General features: G+C 74.2%; 16 protein-coding genes. 8 read left to right on the forward strand and 8 right to left on the reverse strand.

Annotated features, from left to right (window positions below):
- The first annotated feature begins 85 nt into the window (after window positions 1-85).
- The 5 genes from FMM08_RS09880 to FMM08_RS09900 all read left to right on the forward strand — a co-directional run bounded on the left by FMM08_RS09880 (window position 86) and on the right by FMM08_RS09900 (window position 5,392).
- A complete protein-coding gene (locus tag FMM08_RS09880) occupies window positions 86-937 on the forward strand; it encodes a hypothetical protein (protein WP_147926191.1) in 852 nt (283 codons plus the stop codon).
- Window positions 938-1,124: 187 nt separating this feature from the next.
- A complete protein-coding gene (locus FMM08_RS09885) occupies window positions 1,125-1,991 on the forward strand; it encodes a DUF8692 domain-containing protein (RefSeq protein WP_147926192.1) in 867 nt (288 codons plus the stop codon).
- 217 nt (window positions 1,992-2,208) lie between these two features.
- Window positions 2,209-3,183 carry a DUF8692 domain-containing protein gene (locus FMM08_RS09890; protein ID WP_147926193.1) on the forward strand — a complete coding sequence of 325 codons (975 nt, stop codon included), beginning with the start codon at window positions 2,209-2,211 and terminating at the stop codon, window positions 3,181-3,183.
- Window positions 3,180-4,442, forward strand: coding sequence for a DegT/DnrJ/EryC1/StrS family aminotransferase (locus FMM08_RS09895; RefSeq protein ID WP_147926194.1), 1,263 nt, complete (start codon window positions 3,180-3,182; stop codon window positions 4,440-4,442). Before FMM08_RS09890 ends, FMM08_RS09895 begins: the two co-directional genes overlap by 4 nt.
- Window positions 4,439-5,392 (forward strand): hypothetical protein, encoded by a 954-nt coding sequence (locus FMM08_RS09900; protein WP_147926195.1) that lies wholly within the window; start codon window positions 4,439-4,441, stop codon window positions 5,390-5,392. Before FMM08_RS09895 ends, FMM08_RS09900 begins: the two co-directional genes overlap by 4 nt.
- 107 nt (window positions 5,393-5,499) lie before the next feature.
- Here the strand turns inward: FMM08_RS09900 and FMM08_RS09905 are convergent, their stop codons facing one another.
- The 6 genes from FMM08_RS09905 to FMM08_RS09930 form a co-directional block, all read right to left on the reverse strand.
- On the reverse strand, window positions 5,500-6,657 hold the full coding sequence (locus FMM08_RS09905) for a glycoside hydrolase family 26 protein (RefSeq protein WP_147926196.1): 1,158 nt from the start codon (window positions 6,655-6,657) through the stop codon (window positions 5,500-5,502).
- A 56-nt stretch (window positions 6,658-6,713) separates the two neighbouring features.
- A complete protein-coding gene (locus tag FMM08_RS09910) occupies window positions 6,714-7,919 on the reverse strand; it encodes a glycosyltransferase (RefSeq protein WP_187279670.1) in 1,206 nt (401 codons plus the stop codon).
- Window positions 7,920-7,995: 76 nt separating this feature from the next.
- Window positions 7,996-9,288 carry an NAD(P)H-dependent oxidoreductase gene (locus tag FMM08_RS09915; protein ID WP_147926198.1) on the reverse strand — a complete coding sequence of 431 codons (1,293 nt, stop codon included), beginning with the start codon at window positions 9,286-9,288 and terminating at the stop codon, window positions 7,996-7,998.
- Window positions 9,285-9,836 carry a dTDP-4-dehydrorhamnose 3,5-epimerase gene (rfbC, locus tag FMM08_RS09920; RefSeq protein WP_147926199.1) on the reverse strand — a complete coding sequence of 184 codons (552 nt, stop codon included), beginning with the start codon at window positions 9,834-9,836 and terminating at the stop codon, window positions 9,285-9,287. Before rfbC ends, FMM08_RS09915 begins: the two co-directional genes overlap by 4 nt.
- Entirely contained in the window at window positions 9,833-10,858 is a 1,026-nt protein-coding gene (locus FMM08_RS09925; protein WP_147926200.1) for an NAD-dependent epimerase/dehydratase family protein, read from the reverse strand. The genes rfbC and FMM08_RS09925 overlap by 4 nt, the downstream gene beginning before the upstream one ends.
- Before the next feature lie 179 nt (window positions 10,859-11,037).
- Window positions 11,038-11,994 carry a glycosyltransferase gene (locus tag FMM08_RS09930; RefSeq protein ID WP_147926201.1) on the reverse strand — a complete coding sequence of 319 codons (957 nt, stop codon included), beginning with the start codon at window positions 11,992-11,994 and terminating at the stop codon, window positions 11,038-11,040.
- Window positions 11,995-12,359: 365 nt separating this feature from the next.
- Here FMM08_RS09930 and FMM08_RS09935 point away from each other — a divergent pair, with 365 nt between their 5' ends.
- A complete protein-coding gene (locus FMM08_RS09935; protein WP_147926202.1) occupies window positions 12,360-13,502 on the forward strand; it encodes a glycosyl hydrolase in 1,143 nt (380 codons plus the stop codon).
- Between the two features lie 113 nt (window positions 13,503-13,615).
- Here the strand turns inward: FMM08_RS09935 and FMM08_RS09940 are convergent, their stop codons facing one another.
- Window positions 13,616-14,536 (reverse strand): hypothetical protein, encoded by a 921-nt coding sequence (locus tag FMM08_RS09940; protein WP_147926203.1) that lies wholly within the window; start codon window positions 14,534-14,536, stop codon window positions 13,616-13,618.
- A gap of 225 nt (window positions 14,537-14,761) precedes the next feature.
- Between FMM08_RS09940 and FMM08_RS09945 the strand changes: the two genes are divergently transcribed.
- The gene (locus FMM08_RS09945) at window positions 14,762-15,838 is read left to right on the forward strand and encodes a glycosyltransferase (protein WP_147926204.1); all 1,077 of its coding nucleotides are present in this window, start codon (window positions 14,762-14,764) and stop codon (window positions 15,836-15,838) included.
- The gene (locus FMM08_RS09950) at window positions 15,835-17,193 is read left to right on the forward strand and encodes a hypothetical protein (protein ID WP_147926205.1); all 1,359 of its coding nucleotides are present in this window, start codon (window positions 15,835-15,837) and stop codon (window positions 17,191-17,193) included. The genes FMM08_RS09945 and FMM08_RS09950 overlap by 4 nt, the downstream gene beginning before the upstream one ends.
- Window positions 17,194-17,581: 388 nt before the next feature.
- Here the strand turns inward: FMM08_RS09950 and FMM08_RS09955 are convergent, their stop codons facing one another.
- Entirely contained in the window at window positions 17,582-18,886 is a 1,305-nt protein-coding gene (locus tag FMM08_RS09955) for an MATE family efflux transporter (protein ID WP_147926206.1), read from the reverse strand.
- Window positions 18,887-18,960 lie beyond the last annotated feature (74 nt).

Raw genomic sequence — 18,960 nt, forward strand, 5'->3', positions numbered from 1 at the left:
GGTGGCGGCGAGGCCGCCACCCGTTCGCCCGTGCCCTGGCCTGCGGGTTTGCCTGGCCGTCATGTGACCGGGTGAGGATGGGCGCGTGGATCACCTCGTGTACATCAGCTTCGGCCAGGGGCGCCACGTCGACGAAGTGCGCTTCTCGGTGCAGACGGCGGCCCGCCACCTGGAGACCTCCGGGGGCCGCCGGTGGCAGATCGACGTGTGGACCGACACCCCTCGGCTGTGGAAGGACCTCCCCGTCGAGGTGGTCGAGGTGGCCCCCGAGCAGGTGGACGCCTGGATGGGCCCGCACCGCTACGTGTGGCGCTCCAAGATCGAGGTGCTGCGCGCAGCGCTCGAGCGCTCCGAGGGGGGACGCTGCCTCTACGTGGACGGCGACACCTGGTGGCGTCGCTCGCCGTCGGTGGTCTTCGACCGCATCGGCCCGGGCCGCAGCGTCATGCACCTGCGGGAGGGGCGCCCGCCGGCCCCGGAGGTCGCCGCGCTGGAGCACGTGCTCCAGCGGTACCAGCCCGTCGACACCTCCGGCCGGGCGTGGGTGTTCCCGCCGGACCGCGACTCCTGGAACGCCGGTGTCATCGGGCTCGACCCGGCCGACGCCGTGGTCTGCGCGGAGGTCGCGCTCCTGACCGACCAGCTGCTGGAGCACGGCTTCGGCGACCACTCCCACACCTCCGAGCAGCTGGCGTTCGCGGTGGGCCTGGCCGCGCGCACCACGGTGTCCGAGTCCCGCGACGCGGTCGTCCACTACTGGCCCTCGGAGATGCGCGAGCCGTTCGGCGCCGCGCTCGCGGAGGCGAGGGCGGCCGACGGGGTCGACCAGGACGTGCTCTTCACGCGCCTGTGGGACCAGCGTCCCCGCCCGTCGGCGCAGCGCGCCGCCAAGGACACCGCCAAGCGCCTGCTGCGGCGGGTGGGCGTGCGCCGCTGACCCCACCGTCCTCGTGGTGAGTCGTCGTCACCCTCCGTGCACGACAGCCGCTCGCCCGGGTGAGGCCACGGCGTCCCGCGGAGCACCGAGCCACTCCCTGTTCACCTGACGGCCCCGCAGCGGTCACCATGGCCGCTGCGGGGGGTCCAGAGGGGCGCCCTCCGCCGGAGCGAGGGGGGCGGTCCGCATGGCCGCACGGTCCAGGACGTCGAGCGCTCGGGTCGCGGAGGACTCCGCGGTCCGGGAGGGCGCGGGTGGCGGCGCTGCCCCCGACCTGCGGGGGCGACCGCCGGCGTGGCGGAGGCCGGCACGGCTGGTGCGCCCGCTGGCGGTGGTCCTGGCCGTGCTCGTGGTCGTGGGGCCCCTGGTGCGCCTGGCGGTGGACGGCGTCGCCGGCCGCCCCGACCTGCCGCAGGCGTGGCTGACCGAGGCCGCCCGGCTGGTCGACCTCGACGAGGAGGGCAACCTCCCCACGTACTTCTCGGCGGCGCTGCTGGCCGCCACGGCGGCTGGGCTGGCGGTGGCGGCCGCGCTGGTGCGGGCCCGCGGCCTGCGGGCCTGGCCGCTGGCGGTCCCCGCGGCCGTCGCGGCGCTGCTCTCGGTGGACGAGCTGGCCTCGCTGCACGAGCAGCTGGCGCTGCTCGCCGACCTCCTCGGCGTCGACGCCGGCCTGCGCTTCTCGTGGGTGGTGCCCGGCGTCGTCGTCGCCGCGGTGGTGGGGGCGGGGCTGCTGCTGGTGGCGCGCCGGATGGCGCCGCGGCTGCGCTGGCGCCTCGTGGTGGCCGGGGCGGTGTACCTGCTCGGCGCCCTGGTGGTGGAGACCGTCACGGGTGGGATGTTCCGCCCCGCGCCGCCCGGTGGCCTTGAGCCCGTGCAGAGCACCGCGTACGTGCTGCTCAACGCCGTCGAGGAGGGGCTGGAGATGGTCGGGGCGCTGCTCGCCCTGCGGGCCGTGCTGCTGGCGCTGCGCGTGACCGCCGCGCCGCACGGCCTCGTGGTCGACCTGGACCCGGACCGTCCCGTCCTGGCCGCGCAGGCCCGCGTGGCGGCCTAGACCGCTGCACCGCGCGCTGGGCCGCACGGGGGATCCCGCCGCTCCGGTGGGCCTGCTCCTCGCCGGGTGGACTGGGCGGTTCCGTTGCCGAGGGGCATGATCCTGCGATCACCCCCGCCGGTCCCACCTGGCGCGGGTGCTGCGGTCCGGCGGTGCAGCCGTGACGCGGGGGGATCTGGAGCGCGGGCACGCACCCGCGTCGGAAGGGTGGTGGGCCGTGGTCCTCACGAGGAGCGCGCAGCGTGGTCGGGCGGAACCGGGAGCGGGGCGGCGGCGCGGCCGGGTCTGGTCCGAGGGGGACCTGCTCCGCCTCACGCCGCTGGTGAAGGTGCTGGCGGTGGTCGCGCTCGTGCTGGTGGTCGTCGGGCCGACGGTCCGGATCGCCGTGGAGGCGGTCCAGTCGGACGCGGCGCTGCCGCTGGCCTGGCTCGACGAGGCCAAGCGGCAGACCGACCTCGACGGCGAGGCCAACCTGCCCGCCACCTTCAGCGCCGCGCTGCTGGCCCTCGTCGGCCTCGGGTTCCTCTTCCTGGCCGGTGAGCGACGCTCGCGCGGCGAGCGCGCCTGGCCGGTGGTGCTGCTGGCCGCGGTGGCCGGCTACCTCGGGCTGGACGAGGCGTGCGAGCTGCACGAGTCGCTCGCGCTCATCGCCGACCGGCTGCACGCGACCCTCGGCCTGCACAACTTCGCGTGGCTCGTGCCGGGGGTGCTGCTGGCGCTCGCCGGCGGCGTGCTGGCGCTGCGCCTGGCGCGTGCGCTGCCGCCGCGCCTGCGCACCCGGCTGGTCCTGGCCGGGGTCGTCTACCTCTTCGGCGCCATCGTCATGGAGTACGTGACGAGCCTCTTCCTCGTCGACCTGCCCGGCAGCGCCGAGCTGACCGCTCCGCAGCCCGTCTCGTACATCCTCCTCAACGCCGTCGAGGAGGGCTCGGAGATGGCCGGGGCGCTGCTCGCGCTCGCGGCCGTGCTGGCCGAGCTGCGCCTCCGGGTGGTGGCCGGGGGCGTGGCCCTCGTGGGGGCCGGTGCGGCCGACCGAGGTGTGGGCGAGGCCGCCGCTGTCCGCCAGACGGGGGGAGCTGAGCACGGGACGTCCCTCGGACGGCCCGCCTCGCCCAGCCACGACCCAGCAGGAGTGACTACCGTCAGCGACGAGCAGCAGGGAAGCCTGCGCGGGGGAGAAGGAGACCGATGAGCACCGACACCAGCCTCGACAGCAGCCTGGACAAGACCCTGGGCGCAGACCAGGACGCTGCGTCGGGCCTGGGCGTGGCCACGCTCAACGACCTGCGCTACCCGGCGCTGGGCTCCGACGAGCCGGTGCCGGTCTACCGCCCCTACCTCGGGGCCGAGGTGCAGGAGGCCGCGCGTTCCGCCCTGGAGGTGGGCTGGCTCGGCATGGGCAAGCTCAGCCAGGACTTCGAGCTGGGCCTGGAGTCCTTCCTCCACCTCGGCGGGAGCGGCCGCCGCGCGGTCTCCACGAACTCCTGCACCGAGGCGCTCCACCTGGCCGGGCAGCTCATCGGCCTGGGCCCCGGTGACGAGGTCATCGCACCGTCGTTCACGTACGTCGCCGGCCACCAGGCCATGAGCCGCACCGGCGCGTCCGTCGTGTTCGCCGACGTCGAGGACCGCCGCCTCTGCCTCGACCCGCAGCGCGTCCGCGAGGCGATCACCGAGAACACGAAGGCGATCCTCGCGGTGGACTACCTCGGGCTGCCCTGCCAGCTGGACGAGCTCCTCGAGATCGCCGACGAGCACGGCCTGCGCGTCATCGAGGACGCCGCGCACGCCTTCGGCACCACCTCGGACGGGCGGCCCGTCGGCTCCTTCGGCGACATCACCTGCTTCAGCTTCGGCCCGGTGAAGACCATCACCACCCTCGAGGGCGGCGCGATCATCACCCGGGACCCCGCCGACGTGCAGGCCCTGCACGAGCTGCGCCACCTGGGCATCGACGCCGACACCGACGCGCGCTACAAGAACCAGCGCAACTGGGAGTTCGACGTGGTGCGTCAGGGCTTCCGCTGCCACCTCGGCTCGGTGCCCGCCTCCATCGGGCTGGCCCAGCTGGCGCTGGTGGACGAGTTCATCTCCAACCGCCGCAGCTACTGCCAGGCCTTCGACGCCGCGTTCGCCGACCTCGCCGAGGCCGGCCACCTGCAGCTGTTCGACACGGACTGGGAGGGCGTCGCGCCCTACATCTACGTCATCCGGCTGCGCGACGGCTCACGCCGCCAGGACCTCATCGCCCACCTCAAGGCGCGCGGCATCGGCTCCGGCATCCACTTCCTCGGCGCTCACGAGTTCTCGTTCTACGCGGACTCCCGCCGCGGCCCGCTGCCGGTGACGGACCTGGCCACCAGCCAGGTGCTCACCCTGCCGCTGCACCCCTACATGGACCCCGCCACCATCGACCGCGTGGTCGACGGCGTGCGGTCGTTCTTCGCATGAGCGTCCCGGAGGGCGGCTGGGAGCACACCGCGACCCTCGCGCAGGTCCGCGGCGGCAGCACGGGCCGCCTGCGGGTCGTCTACCGCTCCTACGGCGGCGACAACCTCAAGAACCGCCCGGCGTACTACTCCAAGACGACGTCGCTGCTGTCCTTCCTGCGCGCGCTCGACCAGGTCGAGGCCGACGTGGTGTTCATGAACAACGGCCCGATCCCCGAGGAGCGCCTGGCGCTCATGCGCGGCCGCGGCGAGATCGTGAGCATCGGCCCGACGAACATGCAGGGCTCGTGGATGACCATGCTCAAGCTGGCTGCTACCTGGGGTGACGACCTCGTCTGGCTCGCCGAGGACGACTACCTCTACACCGAGGGGTCGCTCGCGGCGCTCGTGGAGGCCGCCTCGGCGCTGCCCGACGTCGACTACTTCGCCCTCTACGGCGTCACGGAGAACTCCTGGTACCTGCCGCCGGGGCTGGACCAGCCGCGCCCGCGCGGCTGGACCGACCGCGAGGAGTGGGTCGGTGGCCGTCGCTGGCAGCGCATCGACTCCACCGCCAGCACCTTCGCGGTGCGGGCGAACGCCCTCGCGCAGGACGTCGGCATCTTCCGGCTGGCGATGGTCCCGCACCGGAGCATGTACCGCGACCACGACATGTTCCACAACGTCCAGGGCTACGAGACGCACCTGTGGAGCGACCTCGGCCGCACCCTGCTGCTGCGCGGGGAGGGCAGCCTCTTCCGCAAGCTCCGGCGCGTGTACCTGGCGCCGTTCCTCGCGGCGAGCAACCTGCGCTCCCACCGGCGCCCGGAGAACCGCCGCACGCTCATGGCGGTGGACCTCAACCTCGTCGCGCACATGGAGGTGGAGCTGCTGCCGCCCAACCACGACTGGGCCGCCGAGGCGGCCTCCGTGCTGGAGTGGGCCGAGCAGCGCCACCTCGTCTCCACCTGACGGCGCTCGTCCACCGACGCTGATGATGACGACGCCCGGCCGCCCCCCCGAGGGGCGGCCGGGCGCTGTCGTCCGTGCTGGCGTCGGTGCTGTCGGGGTGGCCGGGCTCAGGCTCCGAAGCAGCGGCGGTACTCCGCCGAGGCCCGGGGCAGCTCTCCCGGCGGCAGGAGCGTGAAGGCGCCCCCGAAGCCGGAGCTCACGTTGAACTGGCACGCGTAGAGCACCTGACCCGCTCCCGCCCCCGCGTGGGTGGTCAGCCAGTCGTGCAGGGCGGTGACGAACTCGGGGGCGTCACCGCCGGAGCCGTCGGCGCACAGCGACCACTCCGGCACCGCCAGCGGGAGCCCCCAGGTGGCAGCCAGGGCCCGGAAGGCGTCGAGCCCGGCGGGACCTCCCCAGCGGTCGCGCGCGGGCAGCCACCCGGCGAAGTCCGCGGCGGTGGCGAGGTAGGGGTAGCGGTTGTAGTAGCCGACGCCGAGCACGTCGGCCTGCCCGGAACCCGGGTGGAGCACGGAGCTGTCGGCGTCCAGACCCACGGTGTTGTGGTTGAGGGAGAAGACGAGCCTGGCGGCCGGGAACAGCCGCTGCTGCAGCGCCCGGTAGCGCTGCCAGCCGCGCTGGAAGTCGCCGACCTGGTCGGGCGCGACGCTCCAGGGGTACCAGTTGCCGTTCATCTCGTGGGCGAAGCGGATGAAGGTGGTGCCGGTGGCACCGGCGCGCAGGCGGGCGAGCAGGGTCAGCGAGGTGGTCCACGCCTCGTCGCAGGCGCCGTCCGCGGCCTGTGCCCACGTGGTCCCCGCTCCGAAGGCGCCGAGCGAGACGTCCAGCGCCCGAGTCCACCCCGCCAGCTCGCCGCCGGCCTGCAGCACCGGCAGGTGGGTGCTGGCCCAGGTGCTGTCCGCCCACGTGGCCGTGAGGTCGAGCCGTCGGCCGAGCTGGCGCTCGTACTCGCCCGAGGCCACGCCGTCCCCGGCGGCGCCCAGCATGAACGGCAGGCCGCTCGCCGAGGTCTGGAGCAGCGACGCCGGGGTCGCAGTGACGGGTCGCGCGGCGCTCACCGCGGTGGTGCGTGCGCGGCGCGCTGCCTGCGTCGGCGCGGCAGCGGCCACCTGGGCGCCCACCAGCGCACCGCCCACCGCGGACGCCGCTCCCGCGAGCAGCGCGCGCCGCCCCGGCGCGCGGCCCGCTCCGGCGCCGGACCCGACGTCGGCCCCGTGGCTCGAGGCAGAGGCGGAGGCGGAAGTGGAGGCTGGGCGGGGTGTCACCCGTCGATCATCCCCCAGGGGGGACAGAACGGGCAGACGGGGCGTGTCGGACGGCGTCACCCGCCGCCAGGACCGCGGGTCCCGGAGGTCCTCCCGGCGGTGGTGGCGCTGCTGAGGGCGCGCGCCCACCCCTCGGCCATGACCCCGACGTCGAACTGCTCCACGTGCCGCAGGCCCGCGGCGGCCTTCGCAGCCAGCGGTGCCGGGTCTCGCAGGTGCGCCTCGAGGGCGGCGGCGAGCGCGGGCACGTCCCCCACCGGCACCAGCTCCCCGGAGCGCCCGCCGTCGAGGACCTCGCGCACCCCGGCGCTGCTCTCGGAGGCCAGGCACGGCACGCCCAGCGCGACGGCCTCGATGAGCGCCAGCGGCAGCCCCTCGTGCCGGGACGGGAGGCAGAACAGGTCCGCGCGGGCCACCTCGGGCAGCGGGGAGTCCACGGCGCCTTCGAACGACACCGACTCCACCACCCCCAGCTGCTCGGCCAGCGCCAGCAGCGCCGCGCGCTCCGGACCGTCGTTGAGCACGCGCAGCCGGTGCGGGACCCGGCGCACCACGTCAGCGTGGGCGCGCAGCAGCAGGTCGTAGCCCTTCTGCGGCGCCAGGCGCCCCGTGGCCACGACCACGGGCACCCGCCGGCCGGCCGCGTCGCCGTCGTCGTCCTGGTGGGGGGAGGGGAGCAGCGCGGGCGCCGCGGCGGCCGCGCGCACCGCCGCCAGGTCCACGCCGTTGCGGACGACGTGCAGCCGCTGCGGTGGCAGGCCGTTGGCCAGCACGGGAGCGACGACGCCCGCGTCGATGCACACCGCGGCGTCGGCGCGGCGGTGCACCAGCCGCAGCAGCGGGCGCGCCGGCGCGGGGACCCACTCGCTGAGGGCGTCCTCGAGGTCAGCGTGCACCGACACCACGAACGGCCGCCGCGCCAGGCGCGCCGCCAGCCAGGCCAGCACCACCCCGGGACCGATCTCGGAGGTGGCCAGCACCACCTCGTGCCGGCGGGCCAGGCGGACCAGCCGCACCAGCGACGGCACGGCGCTGGCCCGCATCCTCTGGCCGGCCCCGGCCAGGTGGAGCACGAGGACGTGGGGGCCGGGGGCGAGCAGGGAAGCGCCTTCGGGGGCCTGCAGGACCGCCAGCTGCGCGCAGCCGGGTCCCCAGCGCTCGAGCAGGGACAGCACGACGCGCGTGGCACCGGTGCGGAACAGCGCGTCGGCCACCATCAGCGTGCGAGGGGGACGGGGCGCCGCCCCGGCGGCGTCACTCACGGGGATCATCGTGGTGCACGCACAGGGCGCCGGACCGCACGGGGGTGCGGTCCGGCGCCCGGACGGGTGAGGACCTTCAGCCCAGCGGGGCGAGGCGGGCGTCCTGCGCGGCGCGCAGCTCGTCCACCAGGCGCCCCGAGGGCACCTCGACCATGTCGTAGGTGATGACGGCGTCCTTCGGGACGTCGACCTTCAGGGTGCAGCCGGGTGCCAGGCCCAGCGGCAGCAGCCGCTGCTCGCGGGCGGTGGCGGCGTCCTCGGCCTCCCCGTACACGTGGTACCCGCCCAGGCCGTCGATGGTGGTCCCCGCGGCGAGGTCGGTCTTGGCCGTGGTGAGCACCTCCACCTTCAGGTCGCCGGCGGCCACGAGGGCGGCGTCGTCGAAGTCGACGGCGCGGACCACCGTGGTGGGCACCTCGAAGTGGCACAGGTGGTACGGCGTGTAGAAGGAGTACAGCGGTCCCTCGCCCAGCTTGTAGAGGTTGAGGTAGTGCTGCTGCTTCGGGTCGTCGTGGGTGGCGAGCACGTAGACGCCGGGGCCGGGCTTCGAGCCGACGACGTAGTCGACGACGCCGCCCTTGGCCTTGAGCTCCTCGACGTCGTAGTGCGACGTCAGCTCGTCGACGTGGCCGCGGTGGTCCCAGCCGTTCATGCCGCGCTTCGGCACGGTCATGCCCCACGCGTTGGCGACGATGGCCTGCTCGAAGGAGATCTTCGTGCCGTCGGCGAAGCTCGTGACCATCCAGGGGTCCTGGCCCCACTTCTCGGCGAAGCCCTGCTGGGTGGTGGGCGTGCGGTACGGGTCCTGCAGGCCCTTGATGTTGCCCGCCACCAGCGGCGTCAGGCCGATGCCGCGCACGAAGCGCAGCAGGTTGACCGTCACGCCGGGCTGGTCGCCGTCGGCGCCGGTGAACATCACGCCCGCGGCGGCGAAGCGACGGGCGATCTCCGGTCCGACGGTGGCGTCGAGCTCGGCGTTCATCGTCACGACGGGCGTGCCGGCCTCCAGCGCGGCCATCGTCACCCGGGCGCCGTGCTCGACAGCGCCGGTCACGTCGACCACGCAGTCCACGCCGTCGGCCGCGACCAGCTCGAGGGCGTCGGCGACGACGGCGGGGGTGCCCTCGCGGATGCTGCGCTCCAGCTCGGCCCGCGAGTCCACCACCTTCGCGGCGACCCCCGCCTCCTCGTAGGCGCGCAGTCCCTTGGCCTCGGTGCGGTTGGCGACCGCCACCAGCTCCATGCCCGGGGTGCTGTTGATGATCTGGTTGGCCAGACCCCGCCCCTGGAAGCCGGCGCCGACCATGCCGACCCGGATGGGCCGGCCCTCGCGCTGCCGCTTCGCCAGGGCGCTGTCAGTGATGATCACGAAGGGGCCTTTCCGCCGTTCTCGGCCAGCAGGGGCCAGGAGGCGTCCTTGTCGGAGATGACGGCCACCGGCACCGGCCACGACAGGCCGAGGTCGGGGTCGTCGTGGCGCAGGCCGCGCTCGACGCCCGGGGTGTAGGGCGCGGAGACGTTGTAGGTGGCCTCGGTCTCGTCCACGAGGGTGATGAACCCGTGGGCGAACATCGGCGGCACGTACAGCGCCACGTGGTTGTCAGCGGTCAGCTCCACCGAGACGTGCTGCAGGTACGTGGGGGAGTCCGGGCGGACGTCCACGATCTGGTCCAGCAGCGCCCCTCGGGTGCACCGGACGAGCTTGGCCTCGGGGGCCACGGGCAGCTGGTAGTGCATGCCGCGCAGCGTGCCGGCCCGCTCGTTGAAGGAGATGTTCGCCTGCACGAGCTCGGTGTCGAGCCCGGCCTCGGCGAAGGCCGCCTTGTCGAAGGAGCGGGCGAAGAACCCCCGCTCGTCGGTGTGCGGCTCGATGCGGATGATGGCGACGCCCTGGATGGGCGTCGTCTCTATCCTCACTTGCTGGTCCAGAACAGCTCGGCGTCGATCTGGCCGGTGCTCAGCAGGTGCTCGAGCTGCTTGAGGCGGGTGTGGCCGCGGCCGTTGAAGGTGGCCTCGTCCAGCTGGATCGCCTCGAAGACGTCGTGCAGCTGCTGGGCGCCGCGGGCGGCGTCCCACTGGCACTCGAAGTCGGGCAGGACCTTCTTGATCTTGTCGAAGTTCACCTTGTAGGAGCGGTTGTCCGCGCTCGCCGGACCGAAGCTCAGCTCGCAGCCCGGGAACGCCGCCGCGACCTTCTCGGCGATGTCGCGGACCTGGTAGTTCTGCTCCTCCGAGCCGACGTTGAGCACCTCGCCGCGGACGGCCTCGACCGGTGCGGTGAGCACCCGGCGGATCGCCTGGGCGATGTCCAGGCCGTGCACCAGCGGGCGCCAGGGGGTGCCGTCGCTGTTCATGGCGATCTTGCCCGTGGTCCACGCCAGGCCGGCGAGGTTGTTGAGCACGATGTCGAAGCGCATGCGAGGGCTGGCGCCGAAGGCGGTGGCGTTGCGCAGGAAGGTCGGGGCGAAGGTCTCGTCGGCCAGCGGGGCGACGTCGCGCTCGACGCGCGCCTTGCAGATCGCGTACGCGGTCTGGGGGTTGACCGGGCTGGTCTCGTCGACGGTGCCCTCGGCGACGCCGTACACCGAGCAGCTGGACATGTAGACGAACCGGCCGACGCCGGCCTCCTTGGCCACCGTCGCCAGGCGCACGGAGCCCTTGTGGTTGACCTCGTAGGTCACCTCGCCCAGCAGGTCGCCCAGGGGGTCGTTGCTCAGCTCGGCCATGTGGACCACGGCGTCGAAGCCGCGCAGGTCCTCGACCTGGACGTCGCGGATGTCCTTGGCGATGGTCGCCACGGTGCTCGTGACGCCGTTGTAGAGCCAGCCGTGCTTGTAGTAGCCGGTGTCCAGCCCCGTCACGTCGTGGCCGTCCTCGACCAGCAGGGGCGCCAGGAGGCAGCCCAGGTAGCCCTCGGTGCCCGTCACAAGGATCTTCATGGTGGAAGCGGCCCCCGCCTGTCGTCGTGTGTCCGTCGTGTGTCGTGGTGTGACGTGAGAATCGCCGCCCACGCTAACGGGCCGTGACGGGAGTTCCGCTCCGCACGTCCGGCGGACGGGTGAGCCTGCTGCGGCCCGTCACACGTCTGACGGAGCGGCCCTCGCCGCTGACCTGCGCGTCAGCCGCGCGTGACGACCCGTCCGCCGACCGTCGCCGTCGTCGTCGCCGCACCGACCGCGTACGCCCAGTGCTCGCGCGCCCGCCGGCGGTCGCCCTTGGCCACCTGCTCGGCGGCGCGCACGGCGTAGCCGGCGGCGGTCAGGGCGCGCATCGCCAGGGCGGGCACCAGCGCGTGGTGCTTGCGCACGTAGCGCGCCATCGACGCCCCGCGCAGCCGCATCATCTCCAGGCTGGGCGCCCCGGAGCCGCCGCTGGCGCCGGGGACGAGGACGTCGGTGCGCAGCACCTCGCGCAGGCCGGCGGCGCGGGCGGCGCGCCCGAAGGCCATGTCCTCGTTGTAGACGTAGAAGTCGGTGTCGAACCCGCCCAGGCGCTCGAAGACCTCGCGGCGCACCGCCATGCAGCCGCCGCTGACCCAGTCGACGCGCAGCGGCGCGTTCGCCAGCGGCTTGGCGTAGACCCCGGCGGTGGGCAGGCGCTTGTGCAGGCCGGCGGCGTGCACGGCCACGCGGGTCAGCGTGGGCTCCCACCCGCCGCAGCCGATCTGCGGCTGCCCCGCCTCGGGTCCGTCGGCGTCGACGACGCATGCTGCACTCGCGGCCAGGGTGGCGTCAGAACGGACGTCCGCGACCACCGCCGCGAGGTGCTCGGGGGTGGGGCGCACGTCGGGGTTGACGAACAGCACCACCGAGGCGGTGGAGCTCAGGGCCCCGCGCGTGGCGGCGCGGGCGAACCCGACGCCCCCGCCGACCAGGTACCGCCCGTTCGGCCGCCCCTCCACCACGTCGCGCAGCCCGTCCGAGCCGTCGGAGTTGTCGACGACGACGAGGGGGAGGTCCGCGGGCAGCCCGGCGAGCATCTGCTCGACCTGGGCGCGGCTGCGGTAGGCGACCACCACCAGCTCGACGTCCTCGAGCGCCTCCGGGGCGGTCTGCGGCGGGGTCTGCGGGGGCACGGGTCCTCCAGGTGGGTCTGCGATCAGCGGGGAGCGGTGCGTGACGTCAGTCACCCGACCGGGTGAGCGGTGGTGTCAGCCGCCGGTCTGCGGGAAACCCTCACCCCGCGGGAACGTTACGCGAGGAGCGCAGATCACACCCTCGTCCGGACGCGGCGGTTCGCCCGCTCGGCTCCCGGTGGGGGACGATGAGGGGCGGACCCGCGCCGCCCCTCCGGGGCAGGACGCGCCGGTCACAGCACACCACAGGCCGCGACGAGCCCCGCGACCGCCCTCCGGCCGGCGGGGCAGCAGCACCACGCCAGCACCACGCCAGCACCGAACGAGCACTGAGCCCGCACCAGCCGACCACGGGGAGCCCGCCGATGGCCGCCACGCCGCCGTCCACGTCCGAGAGGCCCGCCGCCTCCACACCGCCCGAGCCGCACCACCCCTCCCGACGTCGCGCCATCGGCATCGGCGCGGGAGCGCTGGCCTCCGCCGGCCTGGCCGCCTGGGCGGGTGTGCGCCTGTTCGGCGCCGAGGACGAGGCCCCGGCGCCGGTCCCCGCGCCCGTGGAGTCGCCCAGCCCCACCGAGACGCCGTTCGTGCCCGCCGAGTGGATGTCCGGCGCCGCCGGCGTGGGCGTGGCCGACGGGGCCTACGCCGCCGCCCGGGGCAGCGAGCTGGACATCTCCGCCACGTGGTTCGACAACAACGAGGCGATGCTCAAGCTGTACACGCTGCAGCCGGGCGAGGAGTACGCGGACTGGACCAAGCCGCTGGACGTGGCCGTCGGCGCCATCGACCTGGACGAGGGCGAGTCGTGGGCGCGGGCCGCCACCGGCGCCTACGAGGACCGCTGGCGCCAGTCCCTCACGCTCCTGCGCGACACCTGGGGCGCCCGCCAGGCCACCATGTACATCCGCTTCGCCCACGAGCTGAACGGAAACTGGTACGGCTGGCGGGTGCGCTCGGACGAGGTCGAGGACTTCAAGACCTCCTGGCGGCGCTACCGCGCGCTGCAGCAGGAGGTCTTCCCCGCCGCCAAGCTGGTGCTGTGCATGAACCGCGAGACGGTGCGTGACGAGGAGGCCGGCGACGCGGGCATCGACTGGCGCACGCTGTACCCCGGCGAGGGGCAGGTCGACGTGATGAGCGTCGACTACTACAACCAGTTCCCCTCCGTGGAGTCCGACCAGGGCTGGGACGCCGCCATGGCGCTCAAGGACCAGTGGGGTGCGCCCAAGGGCCTGCAGGGCCACCTCGACTTCGCGAAGAGCGTCGGGCTGCCGCTGGCGGTCTCGGAGTGGTCGGGCAACGCCGAGGAGGGCGACATGCCCGTCTTCGTCAAGCGCATGCACGACTTCTTCGCCCGCCACGGCGGCACCGGCGCCGGGCAGGTGCTCTACGAGGTGCAGTTCAACGTGATCATGGATCAGACCGACGTGCCGGACCAGTGGCTGCTCGTCGGGTCCGGCACGCGGATGCCGCGCTCGCAGGAGATGTACACCAGCCTCGACTGGTGACGGCCTGGCCACCCCGCGGTGGTGGCGGCACGACGAGGGCCCCGGACCAGCAGGTCCGGGGCCCTCGTCGTGGTGCCTGGACCGGCGCGGTGGCGCCGGCCCGGCGAGCCCGGTCAGGCGTTCGCGCCGTCGGAGGTGAGCCCGCGCTCCGCGCCCCAGGCCAGGGACTCCGCCGAGACGCGGTCCCAGTCGGTGCCGGTGGCGATGCGCATCTTCTCCAGGTGCGTGGCCAGGTTGGGCTCCACGGCCAGGAACGTGCGGCGGCGGCTGGGGCGGCGGCTCAGCGCGCGCACGACCGTGGCCAGCAGGAACGGCAGGATGAGCGCGTCGCGCACCCGCATCTTCAGGCTGCGGCCGCGCTCGTACAGCGGGTGCAGCAGGTCGTACGGGCGGTAGGGGCTGAAGCCCTGCACCACCACGCACGTGTCGTGGTCTCGCAGCATGTTCTTGTGGGGCAGCATGCAGAGCCTGAAGATCCCCTTGTCCTCGCGCAGCGCACCCAGGCGCACCCCGAGGCTGGAGGTGGTGCTCTGGATGCGCACCCAGTCGCGGCCCTCGGAGCGGAACGGACCCAGCTGCACCCACCCCGGCGGCGGCTCCGACGGCGGCTCGTCGGGTCCGTGCACGGTGCGGTCCGGCGTGGAGCCGTACAGGCCGAAGTACTGCGCCGGCACCGCCTCGGGCCCGTCCGCCGCCGCCACCAGGGCCGTGAAGGCCTCCGGGTGGTAGAGGTAGTCGTCCTCGCTGAACCAGACGACGTCGTCGTCGGACCAGTCGGAGTCGGTGGCCAGCGTGATCGCGCCCCAGTAGGAGCCGCGCATCCCGGCGGCGGACAGCTCCACCACGCGGCCGGCGCCGTCCATGAGGCGCCGCAGCTCCGGGGCCACCGGGCCGTCGTTGAGGAAGACGACGTCGGCCTCGACCGCCTGCGCGGCGCGCAGGAAGGAGACCAGGCAGGTCAGCTTGCTGTAGCCCTCGGGCCTGTCCTTCTCGTTCTCACCGCCCCAGGAGCGGTACACCACCCTCAGCGCCACGTGCAGTCCTTCCTCGGGCCTTCTCGGTCAGGCCGGTGCTTGCGGACCCGGCCACGGGTCAGTCCGAGCACGCCTGCGTGCCCCTCGTCGACGGTACCGCCCCTGCGCCGGGAGGTTGACGTTGCGGCAGGGCGGTGTCACCCGACCGGGTCGCTGCGCGCAGACGACCCCCGCCGAGCCGCGTAGATTTCCTCGCTGTCCCCCGTCACCACCGAGGAGGTGCGCGTGAGCGCCCTGACCGACACCGCCCCCGCGGGCGGGCCGGCGCCCGACGCGCAGGGCACCACCAGCCCGGAGCGCAGCCCGGGCCCCGCACCAGCTGTCGAGGTGACGGTGCTGGTGCCCGCCCGCGACGAGCGCGGCTCCATCGAGCGCTGCCTCGGCTCCGTCCTCTCCCAGCAGGGCGTCGACTTCGAGGTCGTCGTGGTCGACAACGGCTCGACCGACGGCACCACCGAGCTGCTGGAGGCGCTCGCCGAGCGCGACCCGCGCGTGGTGGTGGTGCCCCAGCCGGTGCCGTCCATCCCGGTGAGCCTCAACGCCGGCCTGGCCCGCGCCCGTGGCCGCTGGCTCGTCCGCGTCGACGCGCACTCCACGATCAGCGAGGGCTACCTCGCCCACGCCGTGGAGCGGCTGCGCGAAGGCCGGTGGGCAGCGGTGGGCGGACGCAAGACGGCCGTCGGGCGCACCCCCGTCGGACGCGCCGTCGCCGCCGTCCTCAACTCCAAGCTGGCGGTCGGCGGGTCGACCTACCACTGGGGCACCGAGGAGCAGGTGGTCGACCACATCCCCTTCGGCTGCTACCCCACCGAGCTGGTGCGCCAGCTGGGCGGGTGGGACACCGAGATCGCCAACAACGAGGACTTCGAGTTCGACCAGCGGCTGCGCCGCCAGGGCGAGATCCTCTTCGACCCCGCCCTCACCATCGACTGGGACTCCCGCGAGACCGTCGGGGCGCTGTACCGGCAGTACCGCCGCTACGGCACCGGCAAGCCCGGCGTCGCGCTGCGGCACCCCGGCAGCCTCAAGCTGCGCCACCTCGCGCCACCGCTGCTCGTGGCCTACCTCGCCGGCGCCGCGGTGCTCGGGCTGCGCCGGCCCGGGCTGGCGCTGGCCGCCGTCGCGCCCTACGCGGCGGGCGTGGTCGCGGTCGGGTCGCGCATCAGCAGGTCGGCTCCGGAGGGCGCCGACAGGGCCGCCGTCCCGCTGGCGCTGGCCGCCATGCAGGTGGGCTGGGGCGTCGGGTTCTGGCGGGGCGTCAGCACGCTGCTGCGCCGCCGGGTCGCGAAGGGCGACGCGTGAGCGCCACCGTCGCTGCGCTGGCGCGCGTCGCGCGCGGAGCGGGAGCGGCCCGCTCGCGGGAGACCCCGCACCTGCACCCGGTGGACGAGGTCCGCCCCACCCGCACCGACCTGCGCATCGTCAGCGTCTTCACGGTGCTGCTGGTGCTCACCAACCGCATCGGTGTGCCCGCCGGCGAGACGGCCATCTCCGTGGGCATCCCGCTGGCCTACCTCTTCTCCGCGGTGATGCTGTTCCGCGGCGTCCTCCGCGTGGACCGCCTGCGCGGGGAGCTGTACCTGCTCGCCGTCGGCGCCACGCTGGCCACCACGGCGTACATCGCGATCTCCGGGCGCGACTTCTCCATGACGTCCTACCTGCTGCTGGTGGTCGTCTACCTGCCGTGGATCCTCAGCTCCGGCGGCCGCGCCGGGCGCGACGTCGTGGTGACCGCAGGACGGGCCTTCGTCGGCACGATGCTCGTGCTGTCCGTGGTCGGCGTGCTGCAGTTCGTCAGCCAGGTGGTCGGCGTGTGGAGCTTCACCGACTACCTGTCCGACTGGGTGCCCACCGGCTGGATCGTGCCGTTCTACAACTTCGACAACCCGCTCGGGTACGACAACCCGATCCGCAAGGCCAACGCCTTCGTCCTGCTCGAGCCGTCGTTCCTGTCGCAGTACGCGGCGCTGGCGGTGCTCGTGGGACTGGTCATCGGGGTGCGCGCCTGGAAGCAGGCCGTGCTGCTGGCGGGCGTGGCGTCCGCGGTGTCCGGCACCGGGGTGGTGCTCCTCGCGGTCGGCGGCCTGCTGGTGCTGGCCCGGGCCCCCAAGCTCGTGCGCCCCAGCCACCTCGTGGCCGGGGCGATCGGCGTCCTGGTGGTGTTCGCGACGCCGGTCGCCGACACCCTGCTGAGCCGGCGCGACGAGCTCTCCGAACCCGGGTCAAGCGGCTACGCGCGCTTCGTCTCCCCGTACGCGGAGGTGCTCCGGGGCCTGGCGGACGAGACGCAGCGCAACGTCGTCGGCGCCGGCGCCGGCATGACCGAGCGCCTGCTCGCCTCCAACCGCTACGGCGGCGGCGACGACGTGCTCTACGGCGTCATCCCGAAGCTGTTCTTCGAGTACGGCCTCATCGCCGGTGGTCTCGTGCTCCTGTTCATCGTGCTGGCCGTGCTCGACAGGGCCCCGCTGCCCGTGCTGCCGGTCGCCATGCTCTTCATGGTGCTCGTGCTCTCCGGGGCGCTGCTGCAGCCGCAGACCGCCTACCTCGTGTGGTTGCTCTCGAGCATCGGCGGTGGCGACGTGGTGCGCCGGGTGGTGCTGAGGCGGCAGGAGGCGCGCAGCGCGCCACCGGCCGAGCTCGCGTCGTCGTCCTGATCCGCTGAGGGGGCCGGACCCGCCCCGGCCCCCGACGCACCTGACCGCGGTCACCTCCGGAGGTGACCGCGGTCATCTGCGTCCGGGGCCGCTGGGCTGACGCGTCAGCACCTGACCGTGGTCACCTGCGCAAGGGGCGCCTCGCACCCGCGCGCCCTCCTGTGCGCCCCCGTTCCTCTTCGCACGTGCCGCGGAAAGTGCGGAACCGGGGGCCCCCTTGGTGCACTTGCCGCGGAAAGTGCGAGTGGGGCGGGCGGTGACGGCGCAGCGCCGGAGGGCGAGCGCCGACGAGGTGCGTGCTGGAGGGACGAGCGGCCGTGTGGCCAGGCCGGCCAGGCCGGCCAGGCCGGCCAGCGGTCAGGTGGCCAGCGGCCAGGCGTTCAGGCGCTCAGGCCGAGCGCTCGGAGGCGGCGAGGTCGTCGCCGGAGCCGTGGAGGCGCATCAGGCGGATCACCATGAACCACTGGATGGGCGTGACCACGCACTGGGCCAGCGAGAGCCCCAGGGCCGCGCCGTAGGCGCCGCCCAGGTGCAGGCCCAGCAGCCCGAAGCCGATCAGCGCCGGACCGAGCACGAGGTTGGTCCAGAAGGTCTGCTTGGCGAAGCCGAGGGCCACGAGCAGGGTGCTGGCGCCGAACCCCGCGCCGATGGCCACCAGGCCCACCAGGGAGGCGCCCAGCACCGAGCGGGCGCCGTCCCAGGTGGCGCCGAAGGCGAGCTCGCCCCAGCTGTCGGGGATGGCCAGCACGAGCAGGCCGTAGGCGAGCTGGGACACCACGAGCACCGCGGACAGGCCCACGCCCACCAGCAGCGCCTTCTTGCCCCGCAGGTTGCGGCGCGCGATCTCCGGCGTCGCGAAGGCGGCCAGCGCGTAGCCGATGAGGTTCAGCGGGCCGAGCACCACCTGGGCGGCGCGCAGCGAGCCGACGATGACCTTGCTGCCGATCGCGGCGATGAGCAGGATCGCCAGCTGGTTGGCGCCCAGGACGGACAGGAAGCTGGCGAGGTAGTAGCGCAGCAGGTCGCGCTGGGCCCACAGCCACGGGAGCGCGGCGCGCAGGCGCGGCCCGCCGCCGAAGAGGCGCCCGCCGACCAGCCCCGACACCAGCGCGGTCAGCCCCCAGGCGAGCAGCAGCGTGCTGGCGGTGGCGTGGCCGCTGGCCTGCACGGCGATGACCGCGCCCAGCTGCCCCACCGCCCAGACGGCGTCGACGACGACGGCGCGCTGCGGGCGCCCCTCCGCGATGAACGCCAGGCGCCACAGGTCCTGCAGGAGCAGACCGGGCAGGAGGATCCCGATGACGATGAGGGAGGGGCCCGACCCGTCGGTGGTGAACAGGCCGACGACGGCGGTGACCAGGCCGGCGGCCGCACCGAGCAGCACCCCCGCGCCGGAGGCGGCGCGAGCGGCCTCGAAGAACCTGTCGTCGCCCTCTCCGGTGAACCTCACCACCAGCGGCTGGTTGACCAGCGCCCGGCTGCCGCCCACCACGAGCGAGTAGACGGCGAAGGCCACCGCGAAGGCGCCGAAGCCCTCCTGGGACAGCGCCCGGGCCACCAGCACGTTCAGCGCCATGTTGGTCAGGCTGACCAGCACCTGGTCGCCCGTGGTCCAGCCGGCGCGGCCGAGCAGCTTGACCACCTGCTGGCGGCGCGTGGGGGGCACCACGAGCGGAGGGGTGGGGGAGGTCACCGCAGGACGGTACCTGCGGCACCCGGGTGCTCGCGGCGCCGCGCGCGACGACGCCCCCCGACCGGGTGGTCCGG

It is taken from the genome of Quadrisphaera setariae (genome assembly GCF_008041935.1).
GTDB classification, from domain to species: Bacteria; Actinomycetota; Actinomycetes; order Actinomycetales; family Quadrisphaeraceae; genus Quadrisphaera; species Quadrisphaera setariae.

Coding starts and splice junctions, on each gene's coding strand:
- FMM08_RS09885 (WP_147926192.1), top strand. CDS start 1,125: ATGGCCGCACGGTCCAGGACGTCGAGCGCTCGGGTCGCGGAGGACTCC.
- FMM08_RS09895 (WP_147926194.1), top strand. CDS start 3,180: ATGAGCACCGACACCAGCCTCGACAGCAGCCTGGACAAGACCCTGGGC.
- FMM08_RS09900 (WP_147926195.1), top strand. CDS start 4,439: ATGAGCGTCCCGGAGGGCGGCTGGGAGCACACCGCGACCCTCGCGCAG.
- FMM08_RS09925 (WP_147926200.1), bottom strand. CDS start 10,858: ATGAAGATCCTTGTGACGGGCACCGAGGGCTACCTGGGCTGCCTCCTG.
- FMM08_RS09935 (WP_147926202.1), top strand. CDS start 12,360: ATGGCCGCCACGCCGCCGTCCACGTCCGAGAGGCCCGCCGCCTCCACA.